This window comes from Acidobacteriota bacterium, from assembly GCA_016716905.1.
GTDB lineage: Bacteria > Acidobacteriota > Vicinamibacteria > Vicinamibacterales > SCN-69-37 > SYFT01.
Genome location: JADJUS010000003.1, coordinates 202,026 through 225,073 on the forward strand (window position 1 = coordinate 202,026; position 23,048 = coordinate 225,073).

The window sequence follows — 23,048 nt, forward strand, 5'->3', positions numbered from 1 at the left end:
TCGGCAGACGATGAGTGATGCGGCACACGTTTCTGATCGCAGCCGGTTGCGCGACATCGCCATCCGGGCGATGCGCGAGCGGGGGCTCGACCCCGATTTTTCCGCCGCGGCCCTCGCGCAAGCCGAGCAGTCGCCCGACACGCCGGCGCCCGGGCCCACCGCCCCACGTGACCTGCGCAGCCTGCTCTGGTGCTCGATCGACAACGACGACTCGCGCGATCTCGATCAGCTCACCGTGGCCGAAAAGGCGCCGGGTGGCCAGGTCACAGTGCGGGTCGCGATTGCCGATGTGGACGCCCTGGTGCCGCAGGACTCGCCGATCGATCGCCACGCTGCCGTGAACACGACGTCGGTGTACACGCCGGCCCTTGTGTTTCCCATGTTGCCACCGCGGCTGTCCACGGACCTGACCTCACTCAATCCCGGTGAGGACCGGCACGCGATCGTCGTAGAGATGACGATCGCGTCTGACGGAGCGATTGGGTCCCCGGATGTTTATCGCGCTGTGGTCAGGAACCACGCGAAACTGGCCTACCGGACCGTGGGCGCCTGGCTGGCGGGGCAGGGCCCCCTGCCGCCCGCCGCCGCTGCGGTGCCTGGGTTGGAGGCGTTGCTGACACTGCAGGATGAGGCCGCGCGCGCACTCAGTGAACGCCGCCACGAAGAAGGGGCGCTCGAGTTCGACCGTATCGAGGCGAACGCGGAGTTCGAGGGCGATGCGCTGAGAGAGGTGCGGGCGGAGCAGGCGAATCGCGCCAAGGCGCTGATTGAGAACTTCATGATCGCGGCCAACGGCGTCACCGCGCGCTTTCTCGACGCCCACCGCGTGCCGTCCATCCGGCGCGTTGTCCGCCAGCCGAAACGCTGGAGTCGCATTGTCGAACTTGCGGCAGCGGCAGGCGGGAAGCTGCCGGCGGAGCCGGATGCGCCGGCGCTGGCGGCGTTCCTGCGCAAGAGCCGAAGCGCGCAGCCCGATCGCTTCGCGGATCTTTCGCTGAGTGTGATCAAACTGCTCGGTCCCGGCGAGTACGTCGTCGATCGACCGGGCGGGGATCCTCCGGGGCACTTCGGACTGGCCGTCAAGGACTACGCGCACTCAACGGCTCCCAATCGCCGCTATCCGGATCTCATCACTCAGCGGCTGGTCAAAGCCGCGCTCGCCCGCTCGTCGGCGCCCTATTCCGTTGAGGCCCTCGATCAGCTCGCCGCGCACTGTACGCAGCAGGAGGACGCCGCGAACAAAGTTGAACGGCAGGTGGATAAGTCTGCCGCGGCGCTGTTGATGCGTTCGCGCATCGGCCAGACGTTTGACGCGATCGTGACCGGTGCGTCACCCAAGGGCACGTTCGTCCGGGTCTTTGGGCCACCGGTGGAAGGCATGCTCGCTCATGGCGAACTGCCCGGCGTCGACGTCGGCGACCGGCTCACAGTGATCCTTGAGCGGGTCGATGTGGAGAAGGGCTTTATCGACTTCCGCCGGGCGTGACCGCGTGACGCCGCTACCGTTCGGCCGGCCAGCCTGGCGCCAGCACCTTCAGTCCTTTGGTGCGTATCGCGATCTTCGGCGACGCGGTTCCCGCAATAAACGCGTCTTCGAAGGTGATGGCGTATTGGCCGCGCAGGGTGGCGAGGATGCGTTCGGTCAGCGGCGTGATCGACGCGACAGTGGTGCGTTCGCGTCGTCCGCCGCTTGTCGCCGTGACATCGGACAACACGCGCTGTTCGGCAGTGCCCAGGGGCGCTTCGCGGCCGCCAAGGTCCAGGGCCCAGAGTGACGCGCCGCTTTCGCGCACGGCCTTCGCCACTTTCGTGGGCGACATCACGTCCACCGGCGCCGCATCTCCCCAGGTCACGGCCACAATCACGCGACGCGCATGGGATTCGAGCGCCAGTGTCCGCGACGCGACGAAGATGCTGTCAAGGAGTGGTGCATTCCGGCTGCTCTCGAAGAACCGCACGATCGCCGCGTCAAGCGCCACGGCGCCCTTCGTCACGTCATGCATGACCGGCGCGGCCGCGCCATCTTCCACCATGAGACCCACACGCGAATCCGGATGAATGGCCCGGGCTCCGGTGACCACCGCCTTCATCATGCGGCGGGTTTCTGAAATCAACGCGCGGTCAATACCCTCGGTGACCACCACGATTGACACGGGTTCGGCGGCCGGCGCCACACTCGTCACTACGGCAGGCTTGCCGTTGACTTCGATCGCCAGGTCCGCGGCGGCGACGCCAGGTTGTGGGGCCCCCTTGGAGTCCGTGACCGACACATACACGCGGCCACCCTGCGCACGGGCGGCAAGCGGCCAGTCAGGTGCGACGAATGCGATGACAAGGAAGACACCCAGGACAACGACGCGACGAAGGCGGTCCATACTCGACTCCTCGGACGACCGGACTAGTAGGCTGGCCTCTCGATGGTATACCAGCCAGGAGCCGCGGCGTTGAGGTGCACGCCGCGCTACGAAATGCACGGGGCGATCCTCGTAGGGCGGCCTGGGCCTCAAGGCCGCCAAGAGCCGCGGCGTTGAAACCCACGCCGCGCTACGAAATGCACGCCGCGCTCTCGTAAGATGATGGGTGCCGTGAAGTCACTCTTTGTCGAAGCCGCCGTTGAGTCCATCGGCGGTGTTCTCGCCGCCGACGCCGAAGGCGTCGACCGCATTGAGCTGTGCGGCTTGCTCCACGACGGCGCGGTGACGCCATCGATCGGCCTCATCACCGAGGCGCTGGCCGCCGTCAAGACACCGATCCATGTGTTCGTTCGGCCCCGCATCGGCGATTTTGTCTACGACCGCCACGACGTGGCGGTCATGATGGCCGACATCGCCGCTGCCAAGGTCGCAGGCGCACCCGGCGTGGTGTTTGGCGCTCTGACGAGCGGCGGCATCATCGACCGCGCGCTGATGGTGGATCTCATTGCGGCCGCTCGGCCCATGGTGGTGGGGTTTCACCGCGCGTTCGATCAACTGATCGACCAGGCCGCCGGTCTCGAGACGCTTGTTGAACTGGGCGTCGCTGTCGTGTTGACCAGCGGCGGGGCAGAACGCGCGCTGGACGGCGCGGATCAGCTCGGCCGCCTCGTGGCGCAGACGGCGGGCCGCATCGACATCCTCGCCGGCGGCGGCGTCACGGCCGGCAACGTGCGGGAAATCCTGGATCGCAGCGGCGTGCATCAGGTGCACGGCAAGGCGTTCACCGGCTTGCGGTCCGCTGCGCTCAGGGCTCGATGATCTGGAGCGTATCCGCGGTGGCGCCGCGGACGGCCTTCACGGGAATGGTCCGATCAAACGTCGCGAGCCGGCCACCCAACTTTTTCGCGAGGCCGAGCAGATACACATCAGTCAGTTGCTGATGACCCCGAATGAACTGCGGCGCGAACAGCGCCGCGTCGGCGAGCGACACCGCATCCGTCCACGCACGATGGTATTTATCGCGGCAGAATCGCTCCACGTGAGCGATCACATCCGCCGGTCGCACCAGCACATCGTCTGATGGCTGCTGGCAGGCCACACGGACGAGCCCGTTTTCGGTGAGTGGACACGTGGCCCACCCCTGATGCCGATGGTCGGCAAACCAGTCGTGCGCCAGGTCGTGGTGGACGTGATCGGCGAAGAACAGCGCGACGAGCACGTTCACGTCGAGCAGCGCCGGGCGCGTGGTGGGCACGAACGGTCCTATTCGTCGCGGAGCCGGTTGACGGCCGCCATGGTCAGTGGCGGCGACCCTGCTTTGCGGGAGAGCAGTGGCACGCCGTTTCGCACCTTGGCTGTCCTCGGTGACGCCAGCGCCTTCCGGACCAGTTCAGAGATCACACGGCCGGCGGAGAGCCCGCGCGCCAACGCGATTTCCTTGGCGGCCTGCAGCACGTCCAGGTCCAAATCCAGTGTCGTTCGCATTTTTGAAGCATCACGCATCACGCATCAGATGTCAATAAGGGATCAGGCCGCGAGCCAATCCAGTCAATAATGTCGCCGTACCCGATATGAGTGATTTGCCTTCAGGAACCCGGCTCGGCCCCTACGAAGTCCTTTCCAAGCTGGGCGCAGGCGGCATGGGCGAGGTCTACAAGGCCCGCGATACGCGGCTGGACCGCACCGTGGCCGTCAAGGTCATCCTCACCACGGCGGCCGCCACCGCCGAGTTCCGCGATCGGTTCGACCGCGAGGCCCGCGCCATCTCCGCGCTGGATCACCCGCACATCTGCACGCTCTATGACGTCGGCCACGAGGGGGAAGTGGCGTACCTCGTCATGCAGTTCATCGAAGGCGAGAACCTGGCCGACCGCCTCGCGCGCGCCGGCCGGCCGTCGTCGAAGCCGACGGTTGTGGCAACAAGGGTCCAGTCCGGGGCACCCGCCGGTCCAGCCTCGGGGCCGGAGGCGGCCGCAGACGCCACGATCGCCTCAACGGTCACCACGCTCTCGGCCTCGCGCGGGCCGCTGCCCATCGATCTCGCCCTGCGCTACGCGTCCCAGATCGCCGCTGCCCTCGACGCCGCCCATCGTCGCGGCATCGTCCATCGCGACCTCAAGCCCGGCAACGTGATGCTGACCAAGTCGGGCACCAAGTTGCTGGACTTCGGCCTTGCGAAGCTGGCGACCAGTCCCATCACGGGATTCGATGAAGGCGCCACGCGGATGTCGCCGTTTGGTGCCGTGCAGGGCGGAGCCATCACCGGACAAGGCACCATCCTCGGCACGCTGCACTACATGTCGCCGGAACAGATCGAAGGCCGCGAGGCGGACGCGCGCAGCGACATTTTTTCGTTCGGCGCCTTGCTGTTCGAGATGTTATCGGGCCGGCGCGCATTCGACCCCTCGACAGGGACAAGCTCCGGGCCAGCGTCGCCCGCGACCGTCATCGCGGCCATCATCGGCGCCGACGCCCCGGAACTGGGCGAGTTGGCCGACACCAGGACCCGCCTGCCCATCGTCGCGCGCCGTGCACTCGACCGGCTGCTGCAGAAGTGCCTCGCGAAGCACCCCGACGACCGCTGGCAGTCGGCCGCGGACTTGTCGGATGAACTTCGCTGGATCAACGAAGAGCGGTTGCGCGCGGCCGAGCCGGATGCGGCGGCGACAGGCGCGGCGGGCGTTGCGGCTGCAACTGCGCCCCCATCGCGCACGCGCGAGCGCACCTGGATGACTGCTACGGGTATGGCCGTGGTCGCAGCAATCGCCGTCGCCGCCTGGCTGTGGCCGCAACCGGCGCCTGTCCCACCACCGATGCAGTTCGCGCTCGGTCCGCCGGACGGGACGTCGTTCAATAGTTTCCCCGGCTTCATTTCCCTGTCTCCGGACGGACAGCACATTGCGTTCACCACCGGCGAGGGCGGGGACCAGAAGCTGTGGATTCGATCTGTGGGCGCGCTCGAGGCTCGACCCGTGGCTGCGGCAATCGGCGCCACTCAAGTGGCGTGGTCGCCAGACTCGCAGTCGATCGTCTTCAACCTCAGCGGCGACAACGGACTCCGGCGGGTCGATCTGGCCGGTGGGCCTGCGCGGTCCCTGGCTGAGGCCGCCTCTGAGCGGTCAGCCTGGAGCCGCGAGGGTGTCATCCTCTTCACGCCACGTACGGCACCTCAGCCACTGATGCGTGTGTCTGCTGCGGGCGGCCCGGCGACACCGGCCACCGAACTCAACGCCGCGGCCGGTGAAGTCTCGCACGCGTGGCCGGTGTTCCTGGCCGACGGCAAGCGGTTCATTTTCCTCGCGCGCAACGAGGACCGATCGAAGAGCGCTTTGTTTCTGGCTTCGCTTGATTCGCTGGAACGAACGCACCTCGTCAACGTGCACTCGATGGCGGAACTGGTGCCCGGGTACATGCTGTATCACCGCGACGGCACCGTGTACGCGCATCCGTTCGACGAGACCTCGGGCCGCCTCTCGGGCGACCCCGTGCCCATCGTCGAGGGCGTCCAGATCAACGCGGTCAACGGCCGGGCCGCGTCTGCGACCTCGCGCACGGGGCTGCTCGTCTATCGCACGGGCGAGTCGAATGACCAGTCGACGCTGACCTGGCTCGACCGGTCAGGGAAAATAGTGGGGGCGATCGGCCAGCCCGGCCCCTATTACAGCGGCGCCTTGTCTCCGGATGGCCGACGCTACGTGGTGCCCGTCGCAAATTCCACTGCAGGACGCGACCTGGTGATGATCGACCTCCTTCGCAACATCACCTCGGCATTCACGTCGGCCGCCATTGAGACGTCCCCTGTGTGGACGAACGATGGCGAATCGGTGATCTTCAGTTCGAACCGAAAGGGGGCATTCGACCTCTACATCAAGAACGCCGGTGGCGCGACACCTGAGCGCCCGCTCTTCGAGTCGCCGGATGACAAGCACGCCAGCGCGTTTACGCCCGACGGGAAGGACGTCGTGTTCCACGCGGGCCCGAATGGTGCACGGCGTATCTGGGCGCTGCCCCTTGCCGGCGATACCAAGCCGTACCGCGTGTTTCCCGACGAAGCTGAGAGCCACAGTGTTGCGAGGTTCTCGCCGGATGGGAAGTGGCTGGCCTACCAGGCCGGGGCGTCGGCCAACGTGTTCGTCCAGCCGTTCCCACCAACCGGATACCGGGAGCAGATCTCCGCAGCAGGAGGCAGCAACCCGGTGTGGACAGATGACGGGCGGCAGATTGCCTTTCACGGGCCCCAAGGTGCGGCCATTATCGCGGTCATGATCGCGGACGTGACGCCGACTGGTGACAAGCTGCGCGTCAGTGCCCCGCGCCAGCTGTTCACGAAGGTCACACGCACCGGTACCTTTGGCTTCACGATGGATGGCCGCGCCGAGCGCTTCCTGCTGGTGGTGCCGCCCAGTCAGGCGACCGGCGCTTCGGGGACGCCTCTGACGGTCATTGCCAATTGGCCGTCATTGGTGATTAAGAAATGAGGCAATGGGGGAATGGGGTGAACCAGGATGGTCAGTAGTATAATTGTGCTACAGTGAAGATGGACCATGACCAAGACACTCACGCTGCGGCAAAACGGCGGTTCGGTCTCCGCGACGCTCCCAAAAGAGATGGCCGACCGTCTGCACCTGGAAGCGGGAGACACCCTGCTGGCCGTGGAAACCGAGCAGGGCATTCTGTTGACGCCGTATTCGCCGGCCGACGCGCGGGTCCTTGAAGCCGCGAGCAAGGTCGCCAAGAAATACCGCAACGCGCTGAGGGAGCTCGCGAAGTAGGTGGCGCGCCGCATGAGCCGGGAGCCGGTATGGCTCTCGAGGACGGTGGTCGATGCGATGCACCTCGACCAACTGCGCGAACACGGTGGCCTGCCAGGTGTGCGCGACGAGAATGCCCTTGAATCGGCGTTGGCCCGACCGCAGCAGCGGCGACACTACGAACCAGATGTCGATCTTGCCGCACTGGCCGCCGCCTACGGGTATGGCTTGGCCATGAACCATCCCTATCGCGATGGCAACAAACGCATCGCGTTCATGGCGCTGTCGACGTTCCTGCTCGCCAATGGACGTCCGTTGGACGCGGCCGAGGCCAGTGTGGTCACCACCATGCTCGCGCTGGCATCGGGTGCACTCACCGAGGCCCAGTTGGCCGACTGGATTCGGCTGCACATCTGAGTCGCTGGGCCGGCCCTGAGCCGATCCAGCCCATAATGTCGCCGTGTCGAATATGAATGTTTGTCATGACCGGCCAGCGATCGGCCCCTGTCAGGTCCTCGCCGTAGCCCAGGCGAGGCCACGACCATGATCGGGCGAACGATTGGATCGTACGAGGTTGTGGCCAAACTCGGCGAAGGCGGAATGGGCGAGGTGTATCGCGCGCGCGATACCAAGCTCAATCGCGACGTGGCGATCAAGGTGCTGCCCGAGGCATTTGCGCTCGACGCCGATCGGCTCGCGCGGTTCACGCGCGAGGCGCAAGTGCTGGCGTCGCTCAATCACCCCAACATCGCGGGGATTTACGGGATAGAGGAAACGACCTCAGAGGTCGGTCGCGGTGTGAGTGGTGCCGGACCGACCTCTGAGGTCGTTTCCCGCGCGCTCGTGATGGAACTGGTCGAGGGGCAGGATCTGTCGGAGATGATCGGCGGCCTTGAGACCCAGGCCGCCCTACGAACATCCGGAGCCCAACGCACCTCCGGGATCCCGCTCGACGATGCGCTGAAGATCGCGCGGCAGATCGCCGACGCGCTGGAGGCCGCGCACGAGCAGGGCATCATCCATCGCGACCTCAAGCCGCAGAACATCAAGGTGCGCCCAGATGGAACCGTAAAGGTGCTGGACTTCGGGCTCGCGAAGGCGATGGACTCCGGGACCTCGGGACCCCAGGACTCCAACAACTCGCCCACACTGACCGCCAGGGCGACCCAGATGGGCATGATCATCGGCACCGCGGCCTACATGGCGCCCGAGCAGGCGCGCGGCAAGCCCGTCGATCGCCGCGCGGATATCTGGGCGTTCGGTGTCGTCCTGTACGAAATGCTCACGGGCCGTCGCGCGTTTCACGGCGAAGACATCTCGATCACGCTCGCGAGCGTACTGAAAGAAGACGTGAGCTGGGATTCGCTGCCCGCGGGTTTGCCCGTGCCGATCGTCCGACTGTTGCGCCGGTGTCTGGAGAAAGATCCGAAACGCCGGCTCAGTTCGATCGGCGATGCCCGCATCGAAATAGACGACGCGCTGCACCCATCGTCAGTCGAAGCGACCGCGCAGGCCGCACCCGCCCCACCGGCACGGAGCGCGCGGCTGCCTTGGATTCTGGCCGGCCTCACATCGGTGCTCCTGCTCGTGACGCTCGGTGCGATGTGGATGCCAGAAGAGCAGGCCACACGGCCGCCAGTGGTCGAGTTCACTGTGGCCACCGAATCCAGCGTGCCCGCCCTCGAGGTGTCGCCAGACGGTCGAATGCTGGCGTTCATCAACCGCGGCCCGAATGCAGGCGCTGGGGTGGTCTGGATTCGTCCCCTGGCCGCGCGCGATGCCTATCCCGTGGCCGGCACGGAAGGGGCCACCGGAGTGTTCTGGTCGCATGACAGCCAATCGCTCGGGTTCATGGCCTCGGGTAAGCTGCAGCGCGTGGCGGTGTCCGGCGGGCCGGCCCAGACGATTGCAGAAGTCCTCATGGCGACGGGTGCCGCCTGGGCGCCCGACAACACCATCGTCTTTGGCACGGGACCAGGCGCAGGCGGCCGGATGTATCGCGTGAACGCCGTCGGGGGCGTGCCCACAGAAATTGCGAAGCCGGATCCAGAGAAGAACGAGACGGCGTATTTGTGGCCGTCGATGCTGCCCGATGGACGACGGTTCATCTACATGGCGCAGACCACGGCAGCGGGCGAACGGGCCGTGTATGTCGGTTCGCTCGATGGAGGGGCCCCGGTGCGCCTCATGTTGTCGGAGTCGCAAGCACGATACGCCGCGCCAGGCAGACTCCTGTTTACGCGCGCGAGCACGTTGTTCGCACAGGCCTTTGATCCGGACACGTTGGCGTTGACGGGAGAAGCGGTCCGCGTGGCTGACGGGGTCGATGTGCGCGCCAACAATGGCCGGGCGGTCTTCTCCGTGTCCACCAACGGCGTGCTGGCCTACCGATCCGGCGGTGGTGTCAACAGCCGCTCACGATTGACCTGGTTTGACCGTGCCGGCAAGCGTCTCGATTCGGTGGCGGACCCGGCCGAGCATTACCAGATTCGGCTCTCACCGGATGGCAAACGCGTAGTGCTTTCGCTTGGAGGGTTGGCCAGTCAACTCTACGGGCTCTCGGTTCTCGACCTGGCCAATGGAGTCACCAGCAAGCTCCAGGGCACAAATTCGACAGTGGGTGATCCGGTGTGGTTGCCAGACAGTGTCACGCTGGCGTACGGCGCCACTCAAGACGGTCGACGACAGATCTATCGCCAGAACATTGGCCAGTCGGCCGCCACGCAGGTGTTCGCCTCGGCGGACCATCCGAAGTGGCTTGACGATTGGTCCGCGGACGGCGCCTACATGCTCTTCCACTTGCCGCGGCCCAGCAAGTTGTTCGCCGTGAAGGTGAGTGAGCCCACCAAGCCGCTGCTGATTCTGGACACGACCGAGACCATTGACGGTGCGCATTTTTCGCCCGACGGCAAGTGGGTGGCGTATCAGATCACTGAGAACGGCACGTATCAGGTGTGGGTGGCCTCGTTTCCGGCGTTCGATCAGCGACGCCGCGTCTCGCCACGAGATGGTATCCAGCCGTTCTGGCGTGGGGACAGCAACGAGCTGTTCTACCTGACGCCGGATGGCAAGTTGATGTCCGCCCGCGTCACGCGCGACGGCACGACCGGCGGACTGTCATTCAGCGCGCCTGCCGAGCTGTTCCAGTCGCCGATCGTCGCTCCGGTACTGGGTGTCGACCAGTACGCCGTGACGAAGGACGGACAGCGCTTCCTGTTCATCGACCCGGTCACCACCGGCGCCTCGCCCCCGATCGCGGTGGTGGTCAATTGGACGTCATTGGCGATTCAGAAATGAGCCAATGAGGCGATGGCGAGCACATCACCACCCGCCGCCACCACCTCCGCCAGAAGAACCACCGCTGCTCGATCCGCCACTGCTGGACCCGCCGCCCGATCCGCTCGACGATGGGGGAGAGACGGTGGCAGCCATGCCGACTGCGGCGGCATGCCAAGCCCCGGACGCGCCCGCGCCGCCTGCGCGGCCACCGGTGAACCCGGCAAACGAGGGGGTGCTCGCACCTGATGAGCCGAACGACGTCGAGTGGCTCGCGGTGCTTCGCGATGTACTGCTGGAGGGGGAGGGCGCGCGCTCGATGGACCACGCGTCTACTTGTTTATTGAGTTCCAAGCCGAGGAGCCAGGGATACCACTCGTCGCGCAGCGCCGGCTCCGCGGTCTTGAGCTGCTCCATGAAATAGGCCCGGCCAGCAGTCAGTCTCTTGCGAAATGCGATGGCCTCTGGCGACCGCCGGGACTTCATCGCGTTGACGCAGGAGAGGATGTACGCGAGCGCCACAGCGGCGATGCCATACGCCGTGTGTGGCGCGAGTTCGACGAGGCCGGTGCCGGCGCGGTACCAGAGATACGCCGCAGTGCCGAGCGCGATGACCATCGTCGGCAGCAGACACAGGATCGCGGCGTTGAGGCCCCAGTGGAGGTAGCTGCGGAACTTGAGGCCTGTGACCCAGCCTGCTCCGGCAACCACGAACATCGGGAGCAACACGGGAAAGCCACCGGGGTACCCCTGCGTCCACTTGTAGATGACGAGCGCGCTTCCGGCGATCAGAAGCAGGATGCTGAGGGGGCTGAAGCGACGCCGTTTGGGCACCGGCGGAAGCAGCGCATCCACCGCCGCTTCAAGCGCGGGTCTGATTTCGTCGGCGGGATTGAACCCCTTTGTCCGATAGTGCGCGCGGACGGCGCTGGTGCTGGTGTCGCTGCGGTGATCAAAAAACAGCTTGTCGATGAGCGCGCGCTCGTGGGCGTTGAGGTCCGAGCGATCGGCGATGAGGCGCATGGTCATCGACGTGCTCTTCTTCCCCTTGCCGACCGAACTCTCCAGCTTGCCCTCAGCTTCCATGCGAGCAAGCAGGGCCACCACTTCCGCGGTGCCGACGTTTTCATCCCAGGCTGCGGCCACAACCTCAGCCGGGTGCTTCAGGATGTGTTCGCGCAGCCAGGCCTCGTCAACGTTGTGCGCGAGCGGGGCGAAACGGCCGTAGCGCTGCTCGCGGATGAACCACCCGGCAATCGCGAAGAGTGTCACGCCCAATATTGCGGAGACGGCGATGACCAGTTCCTGCGGCCGTTTGGTATCGCGCGCTTCGGGCACACCGTCGCCGGAGTAACGGAGCGGCAGGGTGAGCACGAAGCTGTCGCCTGGTGGCAGCGGGCCAGCTGTGTAAAGCCGCCGCACCGGCTCTTCCGGCCGCCACGCCGGATCGAGGGTCAGCGCCAACTCAAAACGCGTGATCGGCCCTTCGCGGTCAGGAAACGCGAATTCGTGGTCGAGCAGATAGACCTCGTCGTCTTTCAGCAGGATGCCCGACAGGACGTACCGAATCCGGTAGCGCATCGGCGTGGCCGAAAACGGCGGATCGTCCGGCATGCGGCTGCGCCACCGCAGCGTGTGCGCATCGGTCATCGAATAGTCGTCAACATCGTTCAGGCTTGAGTCCTGACTCAGGTCCCGCCAGACCCCGCCCACCTCGCGAGAGACGCTGGTCAGCGACAGCTGCTGCCGCGGGCGGATGTTGAACTGGCGCTCGCCGCCATTCCATTCACCCGTAAACACCATGTCCTGAATCTCAGTGACGGTCAGGGTGCCGTCGGCGTTGAGGTGTGCGGAAACCTCGAGGCGATCCCAGTGCAGTTGCCGTTGCGCCAGCGCGCTCGTCGGAAGCAGACAGAGCCACAGCAAGGCGATGCCGCCAGTCCTTCGTAGCGCGCGCTGGGTTTCAAGCGCGCGGGCGCTAGGTGGTTTCATCGGCGGCCTCGAGCCTACGTGATGGTCAGTCCTGCGGTGAGCCCTTTGGCCTGCAGGCGTTCGACGATGCGGTTGATCGGAATGCCTTCGTTGAAACTTCCCGGGAACAAGTCGGGGTAGGAAGGGTCGCCCGCGTGGTGAAGGGCGATGACGTCCCAAAACTGGTTGAAACACGGGGAACCCGAGGAGCCGGCCTCGGTGCCGGTCTGGTAGATCACGCGTGTGCCATTGGCGTTGAGCGTCATCTTTGCTTCGAGGTCCAGCGCCAGGTTCATGGGCGCACCCTTGGGGTGCTGCAGGATGAACAGGGACGATTGCTCAGCGAAGGGCCACACTGCTGCCGGAAGCGACACCCACCCTCGGGACTTCGCGTGCGCGTCCACATCGTTGCCGAGCGCGATCGGCGCGTCGCCGATCGCATCAGCCAGCCGCACAAGGGCGAAATCGAGTTCGTCCATGGTCGGCGTGGCGGCTTTCGGCATGGCCTGCAGGTCGGCTGGGCTATGCGGGCTCGAGTCCACGAGCCAGTCTGCGGCGAGCCGCACCTCGACGCCTTCGTTCACCGGCGTCTTGTCGCTCATCTCCTTGTAGTCGAAGCGGAACACGACTTTGGCCGGGTCCACCGTGAGGCCGCCGGGTGTATGTGTGCCGTCGCGCCCGGCAATGGCCGGCGCCATCACGTGGTGGTTGGTCAGCACCAGGTCCGGCCCCACCAGAAAACCAGTGCCGAATGACATGCCGTTGTTGGTGGGCAGCTCGATGCGACACACGCAGACCTCGCGCTGCGCGAGCCGCTCGCGCCAGATGACCACCGGGAAGGGGACACTGGTGGACTTGACGATTTTCTCTAGCTGCGGGGTGGGCAGCGAAGTGACGGCCAGGCCGAAACGTCCGGCCACTTGTGTGAGCAACGGGTTGTCGGGCTGAGAGGCTCGCGCCGCCGCGATCAGACGCAGTACATGGCCTTTGGCCTTATAAAACGCCACCACATCCCAGGTGGCCTGGGTCAGCGGATACGGCGCCGAGATTCCGGCGAGCGGCTGATCGAGGCGCGCAACCAACATCTGATTGAGCTGGGCCGGATCCGGAAAAGCCGCGGCGAGCGCTTCCGCCAGCGCCTTTTGATCGGCGCCAGAGACTTTCAGCGTGAGTGGATCGATGGGAACTTGCGACATGGTCCGAGTGTCACTGGATAGTGCGGTTCAGAATCTCAGTGCCATCCGCCAGCCACACGCGCTCGACGAGCGCAGGGCCATTGAACTCGAGCGTCATGAAGCCGTGCGGCACGAACTTCTCCTCTTCGCCCTTGATCGCAGCGTTTGGTCCGTCCAGAACCAGGCACGACGGACTGTCGGCAGTTGCCGTGAGGCGTTTCCAGGTCACCGTGCCTATCGTCTGCTCGGTGGGCGCCGCCTTGACGTGGCCTTTTCGCGGTTCCGGAATGCCTCCGTTCCCCAGGCATCGGCCCAGCAATCCGAAAACCGGATGTGGATCGTAGACCACGCACTGGTGCTCGTGGCCCCAGTACCACGCCGTCACTTTTCGCGCGTCCAGCAGATGCCGCAGGGCTTGCTGGAGTTTGGGGCCCTGAGTCTCAAGCCGCGAGAACGGCTGTTGATGCGAGAACAGGATGAGCTTCTTTGCGATGCCGCCGTTCTCCTCGCGCGCTCGATCGATCACCACATTCAGCCACGCCACCTGTTCGGTGTCCATGTCGTGGTCCACGTACGCGGTATCGAGGCCCACGAGCAGCCAGTGCGTGTTCTGGAACGCGAAATAACTCGACGACTGATCGAACGCAGGGAGCGCTACGGTGAAGTAACCCTCACCGCCCGAGTACATCTCGTGATTGGAGTTCAGTGTGCGGCTGATCGCGCCGGCGTCCTTTGGCCATGGGGCCAGGAATCGTTCCCGCACTTCGTCGGGGGTGCCCGAATAGTAGATGTCGCCCAGGTGGAGCAGAAGGTCAAACGGCGCACGTTTCCGGATCTCGGTGGCGATGAGCGGAGCGCCGTACAGGCCCGTGCCCCAGTCGGCGGTCAGGGCAATGCGCGCGTTGTCGGCGATGACGGCCGCCGTGGTCGTCGTGGGCCGCAGGATCGGATGAGCTTTCGACTGATCGACGTGCGTAAACAGCGTCTTGATCCAGCCCAGGATGTCGCCGCCGGTGATACCAGTACCGAACTTGGCCTCCAGTCCGCCAGACGGAAGCGTGCGGGCGACCTGGGCCTGTCGCGCGATTTCACTCTGGAGGAGGGAAACATCGCGATCGGACACGGCCACCATCAGATCGGTGCCCGCCTTCGCCGTCTCCTGGCCCACACGTTCGAGCACCTGGCGATATCGCGCCATGAGCAGGCGTTCTTCATCAGTTTGTACGCCGCCCTGCGCGGGACCGAACGACTCCAGGCCCCCGGCAGGCGGAAGCGCAAGACTGCGGAGCGTGACAATCGTCTGCTCCGGCTTCTGGTCAGGCTTCTGATCGGAGTGTTCTGGCATGGCGTTCAGGTGAGTTGACGGGATCATCCGGCCTTGTGCCGGGCGGTGTCAAATGTGAGTTAGAGTCTCTTCATGCGGCAGTGGATCGTGACGTCGATGGCGGCGCTGTGTCTCTGCGCGGGCGCGGCCGCACAGTCCACGCGGTGGTACGACGAGTACGATCGCGCGCTGAAAGCCATTGCGGCCAAACCTGCAGACTGGGCGACCGCCGAAACCGCGCTCCTCGCCGCGCGCATGCGCGGACCGGCGCAGGGGCCGCGCGTGGGATTCCCCGGCGAGATCTACAAGCCCTTCATTCCCGACTACTACCTGGGCGTCGTCTACCTCAACACCGGTCGTGCGGCCGACGCTGAGTCGACGTTCCTGCGAGTGCGCTCTGCGAACATCATCGACCAGAAGGACAGCCTCTACCGGACCTTTGTCGACCAGTCGAGGATGGCCACCTACACTCGGGCCGCGAGTGACGCGAGGCGCCTGATCGCGGCGAAAGACTTTACCGGCGCCGAGAAGGCGATCGCCGAGGCCTCAGACAGCCGCGCCAATGACGCCGGCGCCAAGGACCTGCGCGAGGAGCTTGATGTGGCGATGAAGCCACCGGTGCTGCCATCCGGCGGCGGGACTCCAATGAATGCGCCCATCAGTACGGCCAATCAGCCCGTGGGGCTCGGCGACCGGCCGCCTGGGCCTGTGACGGCACCACCGGCGGGAGGTAGCAGCCCACCGCCCAACACAAAGACAAGCAGCAACACCGCGGCCAACTCCACGGCTCGGCCCACCGGTACCCCCCCAGCCAACACCAAGGGCGCGCGCATTTCAGGCAATGCCGCCTCAAGCACCGGAATGACCGACCCTGACCAACTTCTGGCCATCGGCCTTCGAGCGTTTCTTTCGGGCAACTATCAGGCGGCTGCCGACAGTCTGCGCGCTGCCGACGACGATCCGTACGGGCCAACTCGCGCGAAGCTCTACCTCGCGTGTGCCAACGCCGCGCTGGTGCTCACGGGTGGTGCAGATGTGGCGCTGATGGAAACGGCGAAGGCGCAGTACAATGCGGCCGATCCGAGAGCAAACTTGCGCGCAGAGGACCGGCGGGTGATCTCGCCGCGCCTCCTCGACTATCTGACCGGCAAGTTGGCGCTCCCGAGCGGTAAGTAACAGCACGAGGTCTGCAATGTTCAGTCGCCGGTTGACAGCGATCACGATTGTCGCCCTCTTGTGGCCCGCCGCGCCGGTGTCAGCACAGACCAGCCTGCAGATTCCGCTGCAGTTCGACTTCCTCAATCCAGGCGCCAGAAGCCTCGCGATCGGCGGCGCCTTTGTCGCGCTGGCCGACGATGCCACGGCAGGGTTTGCGAATCCAGCTGGACTGATGGAACTCAATCGCATGCAGGTGTCCGTGGAGTTGCGCGCGCGCCGCCTCGAGTCGTTGTTTCTCGAACGCGGGCGGTTGTCGGGCGCGATCTCCAATCAACTGACCGACACCATCGCCGGGCCCGTGTTTGGCCAGAGCCGCGACCAGAGTGGCGGCCTCGGATTTATCTCGATCGTCATGCCGTCGAGCAGCAGGAAGTGGACTGTGGCCGCCTTCCGCCACGAATTGGTCCGCGTCGATCAGGCGTTCCTCTCACAAGGCGTGTTTCAGCAGGACCCTGTCGAATTCACGTCGCGCCGCGACACGCCGCAAGAGGGCATTCGCCGCATCTCGCTCACCAACTACGGCCTGGCCGGCGCACGGCAGCTGAGCCCGCGCCTGTCGGTGGGCGCCACGCTTTCGCTGTATCACTTCGCGCTCGACTCGGAGTTCACGCGATTCGACTTTGAGGGATTCCTCGGGCCGCCGATCCTGACCACCGTGCTCGGACGGTCAACGCAGAAGGGCAGCGGTGTGTCAGTGGCGCCGGCCCTGGGTGTGCAGTTCTGCGTGAAGGCCTGCGACGACCGCAGCGGACGCTCGGCGCGATTCGGCGCGGCGTACCGCAGGGGCCCCTCGTTCAAATACGACACGCGCGACGGCCAGGACCCGGTGCGCACACAGACGTTCCGCTCACCAAGCACCCTCGCCGTGGGGGCGGCCGTGGAGATGGCGAAGCCGGGTCGCAGGCTTCTGTTTGCCACTGAAGTCACCTACATCACGTACTCGCGCCTCGAACGCGACTATGTGGTGGATCAGGCGCTCGGCAGCGGGTTGCAGGATCAGTTTTTTGTCGACAACGGCGTCGAGTACCACTTCGGCGCGCAGTACACGTGGGAGCGTCCCTGGGTGCCGAAGTTCCGCGTGGGCATCTGGTCGGACCCGAACCACACCGTGCGGTTCCGTTCCAACGCCGCACTCGCGTTCCCCACCGACCGTCTCAAGGAGGAACTGATGCGCACGGCGCTCTCCACGGGCGAACGTCTTACGCACCTCACCGCCGGCGTGGGACTTTCGATCAGTTCCCGGCTGGCCTGGAACCTTGGCGCAGACTTTGCACCCAGGTCCACGGTTATCTCCTCGTCGATCATCGTCAATGTGAAGTAACGGGCCGGGGCACGGCCCAATGGAGTCAGTCATGAAACGTCAGCAGCGAGAATGGGCCAAGTCGGGACTTCTGTGTGTGTGCGTGGCCATGGCGCTTCCCTCGTGCGGCGGTGGCGACACCACCACGCCTACACCGACGGTTTCGTCCGTGGCTGTTTCGGGGGCCGCTCTCAACACGGTGCCCGGCCAGACGCTGCAACTGACGGCGATCGCCACGTTGTCGAACGGCTCAACTCAGAACGTGACGAACTCGGCGACGTGGACGACGAGCAGCACGACGATTGCGAATGTCTCGACCACCGGCCTGGTGACAGGCGGGGCAGTGGGCGATGCCACGATCGGCGCACGGCACCAGAATGTGCTGGGCACACTCCTGGTCGGGATCAAATCGCTGATCGCGCGGTTCACCGTCTCGAACGCCACGGGACCTGACGTCTGCAGGATTGTCGCGGGATCGGGTGGCAACCTTGATTGCACCTTCAACGGATCCACCTCGCTCGGCAATCCGACCACGTGGGCCTGGAGCTTCGTGGTGGCCACGGCGACAGGAACGAGTGGAAACCAGAGCACGGCCACGTTTGTGCCCACTCCCGGGTGCGGGTTCTTCGCGACGAAGGCCGCTCAGATTGGCACGACCGGTTCGGTCCAGATGATCGTGAGGCTGACCGTGAGCAAGACGGGCGGCGTCAGCGAAGAAGTGACCAACCAGAACGTGCGTCTGTTCCCGCAGTCCCAGTGCGGCTACGGCTTCTGATTCGCGGCGTGCAACAACAAAGGCCTTTTACCATGAAGGGCATGAAGCTCCATGAAGGCGCGGAGCTGGGTGCCGCCTCCGGCGGCACGCGCGATTGGAGGGAAGGCGCGAACAAGCACAGGCTGGAACCAAAACGACCTCTGAGGTAATTACCGACCACTGCCGACGGTAATTACCTCAGAGGTCGTTTTTGCATGAGCCTGTGTTTGTGCGCGCCTTCCCTCCAATCACGCGGCCCCGGCAAAGCCGGGCCCCCAGCTCCGCGCTTTCAGATAGCGACACGCATTTCTTCATGGAACTTCATGGAACTTCATGGTGTTTTTTTGGACGAGCGCGGGGGCGTCGTCACGACGCCCAGCTGCTGAAGTGTCTGGTCGAGATTGAACCCGGGCATCGTGAACGTGAAACTGCGAGACCCGTCCTGGGCCACCACCAGGCGCTCAGTTGATGCGGGATTGAGACCCTGATTCTCGAGGGCCACGGTGTAGGCGCCGGCTGGAATCCGTACCCCGAACGGCGTGGTCTGTGAGTGCGCGAAGTTCACGCCGGCCTCTGCCGAGGTGATCGTCACGTTTGCCCAGGGGCGCGCGTCGATGACCACGAGCACGGACGGCGCCCACAACGTGTTGCTCAAGGCCAACGCGCCTGTCGGCAAAGAGGCGCGCACCTGGTAGATCGCGGCAGGCGTGCCGGCCTCGATCGGCACGGTCACCGGAGCGAGGCCGCTGAGCGTGATCACATCGCCTGCCGGCGAGGAGCCGCGATAGAGCCGCACGGTGTCAGGGGCGCCGTTGTCGACGAGCCGCCGAATCCGAACGGCGCCCGGCCCGCCCGCCGAGGCGTCCACGTACTCGAGCTGATACGCGTCGTCCAGATGCGCGCTGGCATTGACGAACGACCCGCTGGCCATTGCGCCCAGCACCACCAGCACGCCGGCGGCAGTGGCGAGCGCCGTCACCCGCCATCCAGGGGGCGTCCATCGGAATGCGATGGACGGCGGCTCGTCGGCCGCCTTGTCGGCGCGAACGCTGGCGCGCAGTTGCGCGGAGGGGGCGCTTCTGGCCGGTTGCCTCGCCACCATCTCGCGGATTTCCTCCCACAGAGGTCCCTGGTGGAGTGCGCGAAGTGTCTCGATCGACGCCGATGCGTCGCCGCCCTGCACGTCGGCCAGTTGCACGCGTTGCAGCGCCACGCTGGCCTGCCATCGCATATGCGCTGCCGAACCGGGCGCCGGTTCGGAATCAGCCAGCACCTTGAGCAGGTACGAGCGGACGCGCGCTTCAAGCGCCGGCTGATGTGCGCGGACGTCGGCCAACAGGTCGCGAATCTCTTCATCGGGCAGGCGCAGTGGCTGGTTGCCGGCGGTGGCGAGTGGACCCGCCGTGCGCAGCACCGCGCTCTCCGGGATCTCGGGCGCAAAACGCTGACGCAGAAGTTCAAGCAGGTCCACCGTGGGATGTGGCACAAGGCTGGCGAGTCGGCGCAGCTGTTCGACGTGGGCGGCGGTCACCACGCGCGGTGCGCGATCCACACTCCTGAACGCGGTGCGATCATCCTGCGTCAGCTTTCGCGAGGCCTGCAGCAGCCCGCCGCGAGTCATCGCCACGGCCGGCACCGGGAGCCGCAGCAGGGCCTTGGGCCACAGCGATGGATCGGACACAGGATTCACCCATACGCGGCGGCTCTGCTGTCGAAGGGCGTCGAGCCAGCCAAGGTCATTCCCAGACAAGCTGGCGGCCAGGCCAAGCCCGGTCCCCAGAATCATCACCGGTCCATCGTCGCGTCTGCGGAGCAGCGTCTCAAGCGGCATGGGCGGGCCATAACGACGAGTGGCGGGCCGGCTGATATCGCCGTCAAAAAACCAGCGCTCAATGGCGATGCCCTGGCGGCTGAGGTCGTGGATCAAGCCATCAACACGGCGGGTGTGCACGGTCATGGATTGCGAGACGTCCTGCAACACCAGAATTGGCTGCAGCCGGCGGCGGGCCTTGAAGATGAGGTGCGGCCGCATGCCGGCGCGGATGGTGGCGTGCAGCGTACGCATGACGTCGAGGGTGCCGCTTCGTTGTTCGTCCCTGGCGTGGAACGACCGTCCAAGGATGGTGGCGGCCTCTTCAATGTCCGCCCGAGGCAGCCGTGTTTCAAGATCCTTGAGTTTGAAGTCGGCGTGGAAAGGACCCGGCAGCGCCGCAAGCGATGCACCCCAAGCCTCGGTGGTCCAGCGCCGTGTGGCCTCTCGCATCTGGCTCCACCAGAGGGGGAGGGCCGTGAGCGCAAACACCGCCAGGCCCATCAAAGCCAGCGCCGAGAGGTTTCGCCGGGATGGCGGCGAAGGCAAGTCAACGGCCGGTGGAGCGGCTAATGGATCCGCCACCAGTTCGACCGTCGTCGGCCTGATCGTTTCTGCGGGGTCTGTCGGCGGCCCGTCTGTGACGGTTGGGCTGACCGTAGAGTTTATAGGCGGATTCAGAACCGTTCTGTCGACGAGCACCGCCGCGACAATCACCAGGACTGCCGCGGCCGCCCAGAGCCAACGTCGGCCGGTGTTTCCACGCGTCTCAGGCGGTGTTTCTGGCGGCTTGACTATCGTCTTCGGCGCTTCCGGGTAGAACTCGTCGAACAACCTGCGAATGGTCTCGACTTCGTCTTCGCGACGGGCGATGAGCGCTGCCAGGCTGTTGCGCAGTTCCGCGCGGTTGGTTTGATCCCAATGCTGCAGGAGCCGGCCGGCGGCCATGTATTCGTGCAGGCCGACGCCGAAGTCCTTGTCGCGCAGCGCGTCGAGGAACTCGCTGAACGGCAGTGTCTGCATCGTCTACCTAACTAGCTGGTCTGACGAAACAGGCGAGCGTCAGGCTCGGTTTTGAGCAACGCGGCCGTCGCAGGTGTCTCTCCGATGCTGCGCTCCAGCGCCTGGGCATCCACCCCGGCCGAGGCGAGCGCGCGCACCCACGCCAGCAACTCACCGGTGGCCGGACGTTTTTCCAGTCCCGGCAAATCGCGGATTTGCCCAAACCGCTTGACCGCGGCATCCAGCAGGGATTGCGAGAGGTTCAGGTGCCCCAGGCGTTGCTGCAGGATCTGCTTCAGCCGATCGGCATCCGGGAACTCGATGCGATGAAACACACATCGTCTCAGGAACGGATCGGGCAGTTGCCGTTCGCTGTTGCTCGTGATGATCACCACGGGCCGTTCGGTGGCCTTGAACACCAGGTCGAGCGCCGGCACCCGGAACTCCATCTGATCGATCTCGTTGAGCAGATCGTTGGGGAAGTCGCGCGGCGCTTTGTCCACTTCGTCAATCAGGACAAGACGACGTGTTGGCGAGCGAATGGCTTCACCCAGCGCGTTCCACTTCAGGTAGTTCTCGGGCTGGGAAGCCCGCGCGTCACCCGTTTGCGCGTGGTAGAAGCGCAGGAGGTGATCGATTTCGTAGAACGCATCGCTGGCCTGGTGGTCGCTTCTCGTGTGGAACTGCAGCACGGGGCCCAGCCCGAGTTCGGTGGCCACTGACCAGGCGAGGGTCGTCTTTCCTGTGCCGGGCTCACCGGTCACCAGCAACGGTTGCTCCACGACCAGCGCGGTGTTGACGGCCGACACCAGCTGCGGGTCTGCCAGGTACCGGCCCTTCTCGCCTCGTGCAGATTGGGGTTGCCCTTCGGGGACGCTGCCGTCACCGGCATAACGGCGTGAAAGTGGTGCAGCGCTCATCGGATTTCCTCAACTTGTTGCCAGACGTCGTCAATCGTTTTGAAGATGACCTCGGGCACGGGGGGCACTGACTTGACCTCCTCGAGCATCCGGGCCTGTTGTTTCTGCGTGAGACCACTCCCTTGGACGAACCCGTCCAACTCCGGCGCTTCCAGGCTGTCCAGTTCCTTCAGTTCAACGATCGGCATTGAGGCGGAGAAGCCGTCTTTCAGCTGAGTGATGAGCCAGCGGGCGCTGTCTTCCGCGCCGTCGCGGGGCTGTGCGCCTCGCAGCCATGACAGGAGAGACCGCGCCGGTTCGGGTTGCCATTCGATCGGTTGCACGCACTTGAGTTTGCAGGTATTGGCGGTGTCTTTCAGTAATTCGGGCAGCCACTCGGTGTAGTACTTCACCAAATCCGGATCCCTGAACTTGGCCATGACGAGCGGGTGCAGCAGCACGAGATTCTCGAAGCTGATGCGGTCGGCGATGGTCTCTGCCAGTCTGGACACGTCCGCCAGATTCAGCGCGCGGGCCAGCGCTTCAAAGTACGCCTCGCGGCTTGCCGGGCGGCTGGGCCAGTCCACAAGCACGATGCTGCGGTCGGGTCTGGGGTCGAGCCAGAAGCGCACCCGCTCCTTGAAATGTTCCGGCGCCTGGCCACTGGCGCCGTGCACCAGGATGGTCTGATGTTGACGCGAGGCGGCCCACACGATCACGCCGCCCCACTGGTCGCTTCGGCCACACAGCAGCGACGGGCGTTCGCCGAGCGGGTCGTCGGCAGGCGGGGCCTGATCGGGGCCTGCGGGCAGTCTGAGCCAGAGCGCGCGCAACGCAGGATTGTCGGGCTGCTGGCTCAGTGCGGCGGCGAGCAGGCTGCCGGCCCAGCGTTTCTCGAACGCGCGCGTGGCAATGTCGCGGGCATTTTCCCCCTGCGGCTTCGAGCGCGCCGTGAGATCGTCGAAGCGCTGATCGAGTGACAGCACCAGGGCTTCAAGGGCGTTGACGGTGGGGAACGCCTCCTTGAGCGCATCAGCCAGGTCTTGAACATCGCGCGCGGCAACGATTCTCCCGTCGGAGCGGCCGTTGTTCTGCTGGGGCACGTGCCTATGCTCCACCGGCGTTCCGCAGGTGTCAAGGCTCGGATCTCGCGA

General features: G+C 65.4%; 19 protein-coding genes. 10 read left to right on the top strand and 9 right to left on the bottom strand.

Annotation, left to right across the window (positions count from 1 at the left end):
* The first annotated feature begins 10 nt into the window (after window positions 1-10).
* Entirely contained in the window at window positions 11-1,486 is a 1,476-nt protein-coding gene (locus IPL75_01225; protein ID MBK9238890.1) for an RNB domain-containing ribonuclease, read from the top strand.
* Window positions 1,487-1,499: 13 nt separating this feature from the next.
* Here IPL75_01225 and IPL75_01230 read toward each other — a convergent pair whose 3' ends face one another.
* The gene (locus IPL75_01230; protein MBK9238891.1) at window positions 1,500-1,820 is read right to left on the bottom strand and encodes a hypothetical protein; all 321 of its coding nucleotides are present in this window, start codon (window positions 1,818-1,820) and stop codon (window positions 1,500-1,502) included.
* On the opposite strand from IPL75_01230, the gene IPL75_01235 reads away from it, so the two are divergent.
* Together IPL75_01235 and IPL75_01240 are read left to right on the top strand one after the other, a co-directional pair.
* Entirely contained in the window at window positions 1,810-2,058 is a 249-nt protein-coding gene (locus tag IPL75_01235; GenBank protein ID MBK9238892.1) for a hypothetical protein, read from the top strand. The genes IPL75_01230 and IPL75_01235 overlap by 11 nt on opposite strands.
* A gap of 527 nt (window positions 2,059-2,585) precedes the next feature.
* On the top strand, window positions 2,586-3,233 hold the full coding sequence (locus IPL75_01240; protein MBK9238893.1) for a copper homeostasis protein CutC: 648 nt from the start codon (window positions 2,586-2,588) through the stop codon (window positions 3,231-3,233).
* Here IPL75_01240 and IPL75_01245 read toward each other — a convergent pair.
* A complete protein-coding gene (locus IPL75_01245; protein ID MBK9238894.1) occupies window positions 3,220-3,669 on the bottom strand; it encodes a VapC toxin family PIN domain ribonuclease in 450 nt (149 codons plus the stop codon). The two genes, IPL75_01240 and IPL75_01245, sit on opposite strands and share 14 nt — an antisense overlap.
* An 8-nt stretch (window positions 3,670-3,677) precedes the next feature.
* On the bottom strand, window positions 3,678-3,899 hold the full coding sequence (locus IPL75_01250) for a CopG family transcriptional regulator (GenBank protein MBK9238895.1): 222 nt from the start codon (window positions 3,897-3,899) through the stop codon (window positions 3,678-3,680).
* Window positions 3,900-3,985: 86 nt separating this feature from the next.
* Between IPL75_01250 and IPL75_01255 the strand changes: the two genes are divergently transcribed.
* The 4 genes from IPL75_01255 (at window position 3,986) to IPL75_01270 (ending at window position 10,462) form a co-directional block, all read left to right on the top strand.
* On the top strand, window positions 3,986-6,892 hold the full coding sequence (locus IPL75_01255) for a protein kinase (GenBank protein ID MBK9238896.1): 2,907 nt from the start codon (window positions 3,986-3,988) through the stop codon (window positions 6,890-6,892).
* 66 nt (window positions 6,893-6,958) lie between these two features.
* Window positions 6,959-7,186 (top strand): AbrB/MazE/SpoVT family DNA-binding domain-containing protein, encoded by a 228-nt coding sequence (locus IPL75_01260; GenBank protein ID MBK9238897.1) that lies wholly within the window; start codon window positions 6,959-6,961, stop codon window positions 7,184-7,186.
* A gap of 12 nt (window positions 7,187-7,198) precedes the next feature.
* On the top strand, window positions 7,199-7,582 hold the full coding sequence (locus IPL75_01265; GenBank protein ID MBK9238898.1) for a type II toxin-antitoxin system death-on-curing family toxin: 384 nt from the start codon (window positions 7,199-7,201) through the stop codon (window positions 7,580-7,582).
* 126 nt (window positions 7,583-7,708) lie between these two features.
* Window positions 7,709-10,462: a protein kinase gene (locus IPL75_01270; GenBank protein ID MBK9238899.1), complete on the top strand. Its 2,754-nt coding sequence runs from the start codon at window positions 7,709-7,711 to the stop codon at window positions 10,460-10,462.
* Window positions 10,463-10,486: 24 nt separating this feature from the next.
* Here IPL75_01270 and IPL75_01275 read toward each other — a convergent pair whose 3' ends face one another.
* Genes IPL75_01275 through IPL75_01285 form a run of 3 tightly spaced genes read right to left on the bottom strand, consistent with a single transcriptional unit; the run spans window position 10,487 to window position 14,959 of the window.
* Entirely contained in the window at window positions 10,487-12,433 is a 1,947-nt protein-coding gene (locus IPL75_01275) for a DUF2207 domain-containing protein (protein MBK9238900.1), read from the bottom strand.
* 14 nt (window positions 12,434-12,447) lie between these two features.
* Window positions 12,448-13,608: a trypsin-like peptidase domain-containing protein gene (locus IPL75_01280; GenBank protein ID MBK9238901.1), complete on the bottom strand. Its 1,161-nt coding sequence runs from the start codon at window positions 13,606-13,608 to the stop codon at window positions 12,448-12,450.
* Window positions 13,609-13,618: 10 nt separating this feature from the next.
* Window positions 13,619-14,959, bottom strand: coding sequence for a metallophosphoesterase (locus IPL75_01285; protein MBK9238902.1), 1,341 nt, complete (start codon window positions 14,957-14,959; stop codon window positions 13,619-13,621).
* Window positions 14,960-15,004: 45 nt separating this feature from the next.
* Here IPL75_01285 and IPL75_01290 point away from each other — a divergent pair, with 45 nt between their 5' ends.
* Genes IPL75_01290 through IPL75_01300 form a run of 3 tightly spaced genes read left to right on the top strand, consistent with a single transcriptional unit; the run spans window position 15,005 to window position 18,204 of the window.
* Complete coding sequence (locus IPL75_01290) at window positions 15,005-16,087, top strand: hypothetical protein (protein MBK9238903.1); 1,083 nt, start codon at window positions 15,005-15,007, stop codon at window positions 16,085-16,087.
* Window positions 16,088-16,103: 16 nt separating this feature from the next.
* Window positions 16,104-17,450 (top strand): hypothetical protein, encoded by a 1,347-nt coding sequence (locus IPL75_01295; GenBank protein ID MBK9238904.1) that lies wholly within the window; start codon window positions 16,104-16,106, stop codon window positions 17,448-17,450.
* 31 nt (window positions 17,451-17,481) lie between these two features.
* Window positions 17,482-18,204 (top strand): Ig-like domain-containing protein, encoded by a 723-nt coding sequence (locus IPL75_01300; GenBank protein MBK9238905.1) that lies wholly within the window; start codon window positions 17,482-17,484, stop codon window positions 18,202-18,204.
* Between the two features lie 310 nt (window positions 18,205-18,514).
* Here IPL75_01300 and IPL75_01305 read toward each other — a convergent pair whose 3' ends face one another.
* From IPL75_01305 to IPL75_01315, 3 genes are read right to left on the bottom strand one after another with little or no spacing between them, the layout of a single operon-like run.
* A complete protein-coding gene (locus tag IPL75_01305) occupies window positions 18,515-21,016 on the bottom strand; it encodes a VWA domain-containing protein (GenBank protein ID MBK9238906.1) in 2,502 nt (833 codons plus the stop codon).
* 11 nt (window positions 21,017-21,027) lie between these two features.
* Complete coding sequence (locus tag IPL75_01310; protein ID MBK9238907.1) at window positions 21,028-21,915, bottom strand: MoxR family ATPase; 888 nt, start codon at window positions 21,913-21,915, stop codon at window positions 21,028-21,030.
* Entirely contained in the window at window positions 21,912-22,997 is a 1,086-nt protein-coding gene (locus IPL75_01315) for a hypothetical protein (protein ID MBK9238908.1), read from the bottom strand. The genes IPL75_01310 and IPL75_01315 overlap by 4 nt, the downstream gene beginning before the upstream one ends.
* Window positions 22,998-23,048: the final 51 nt, after the last annotated feature.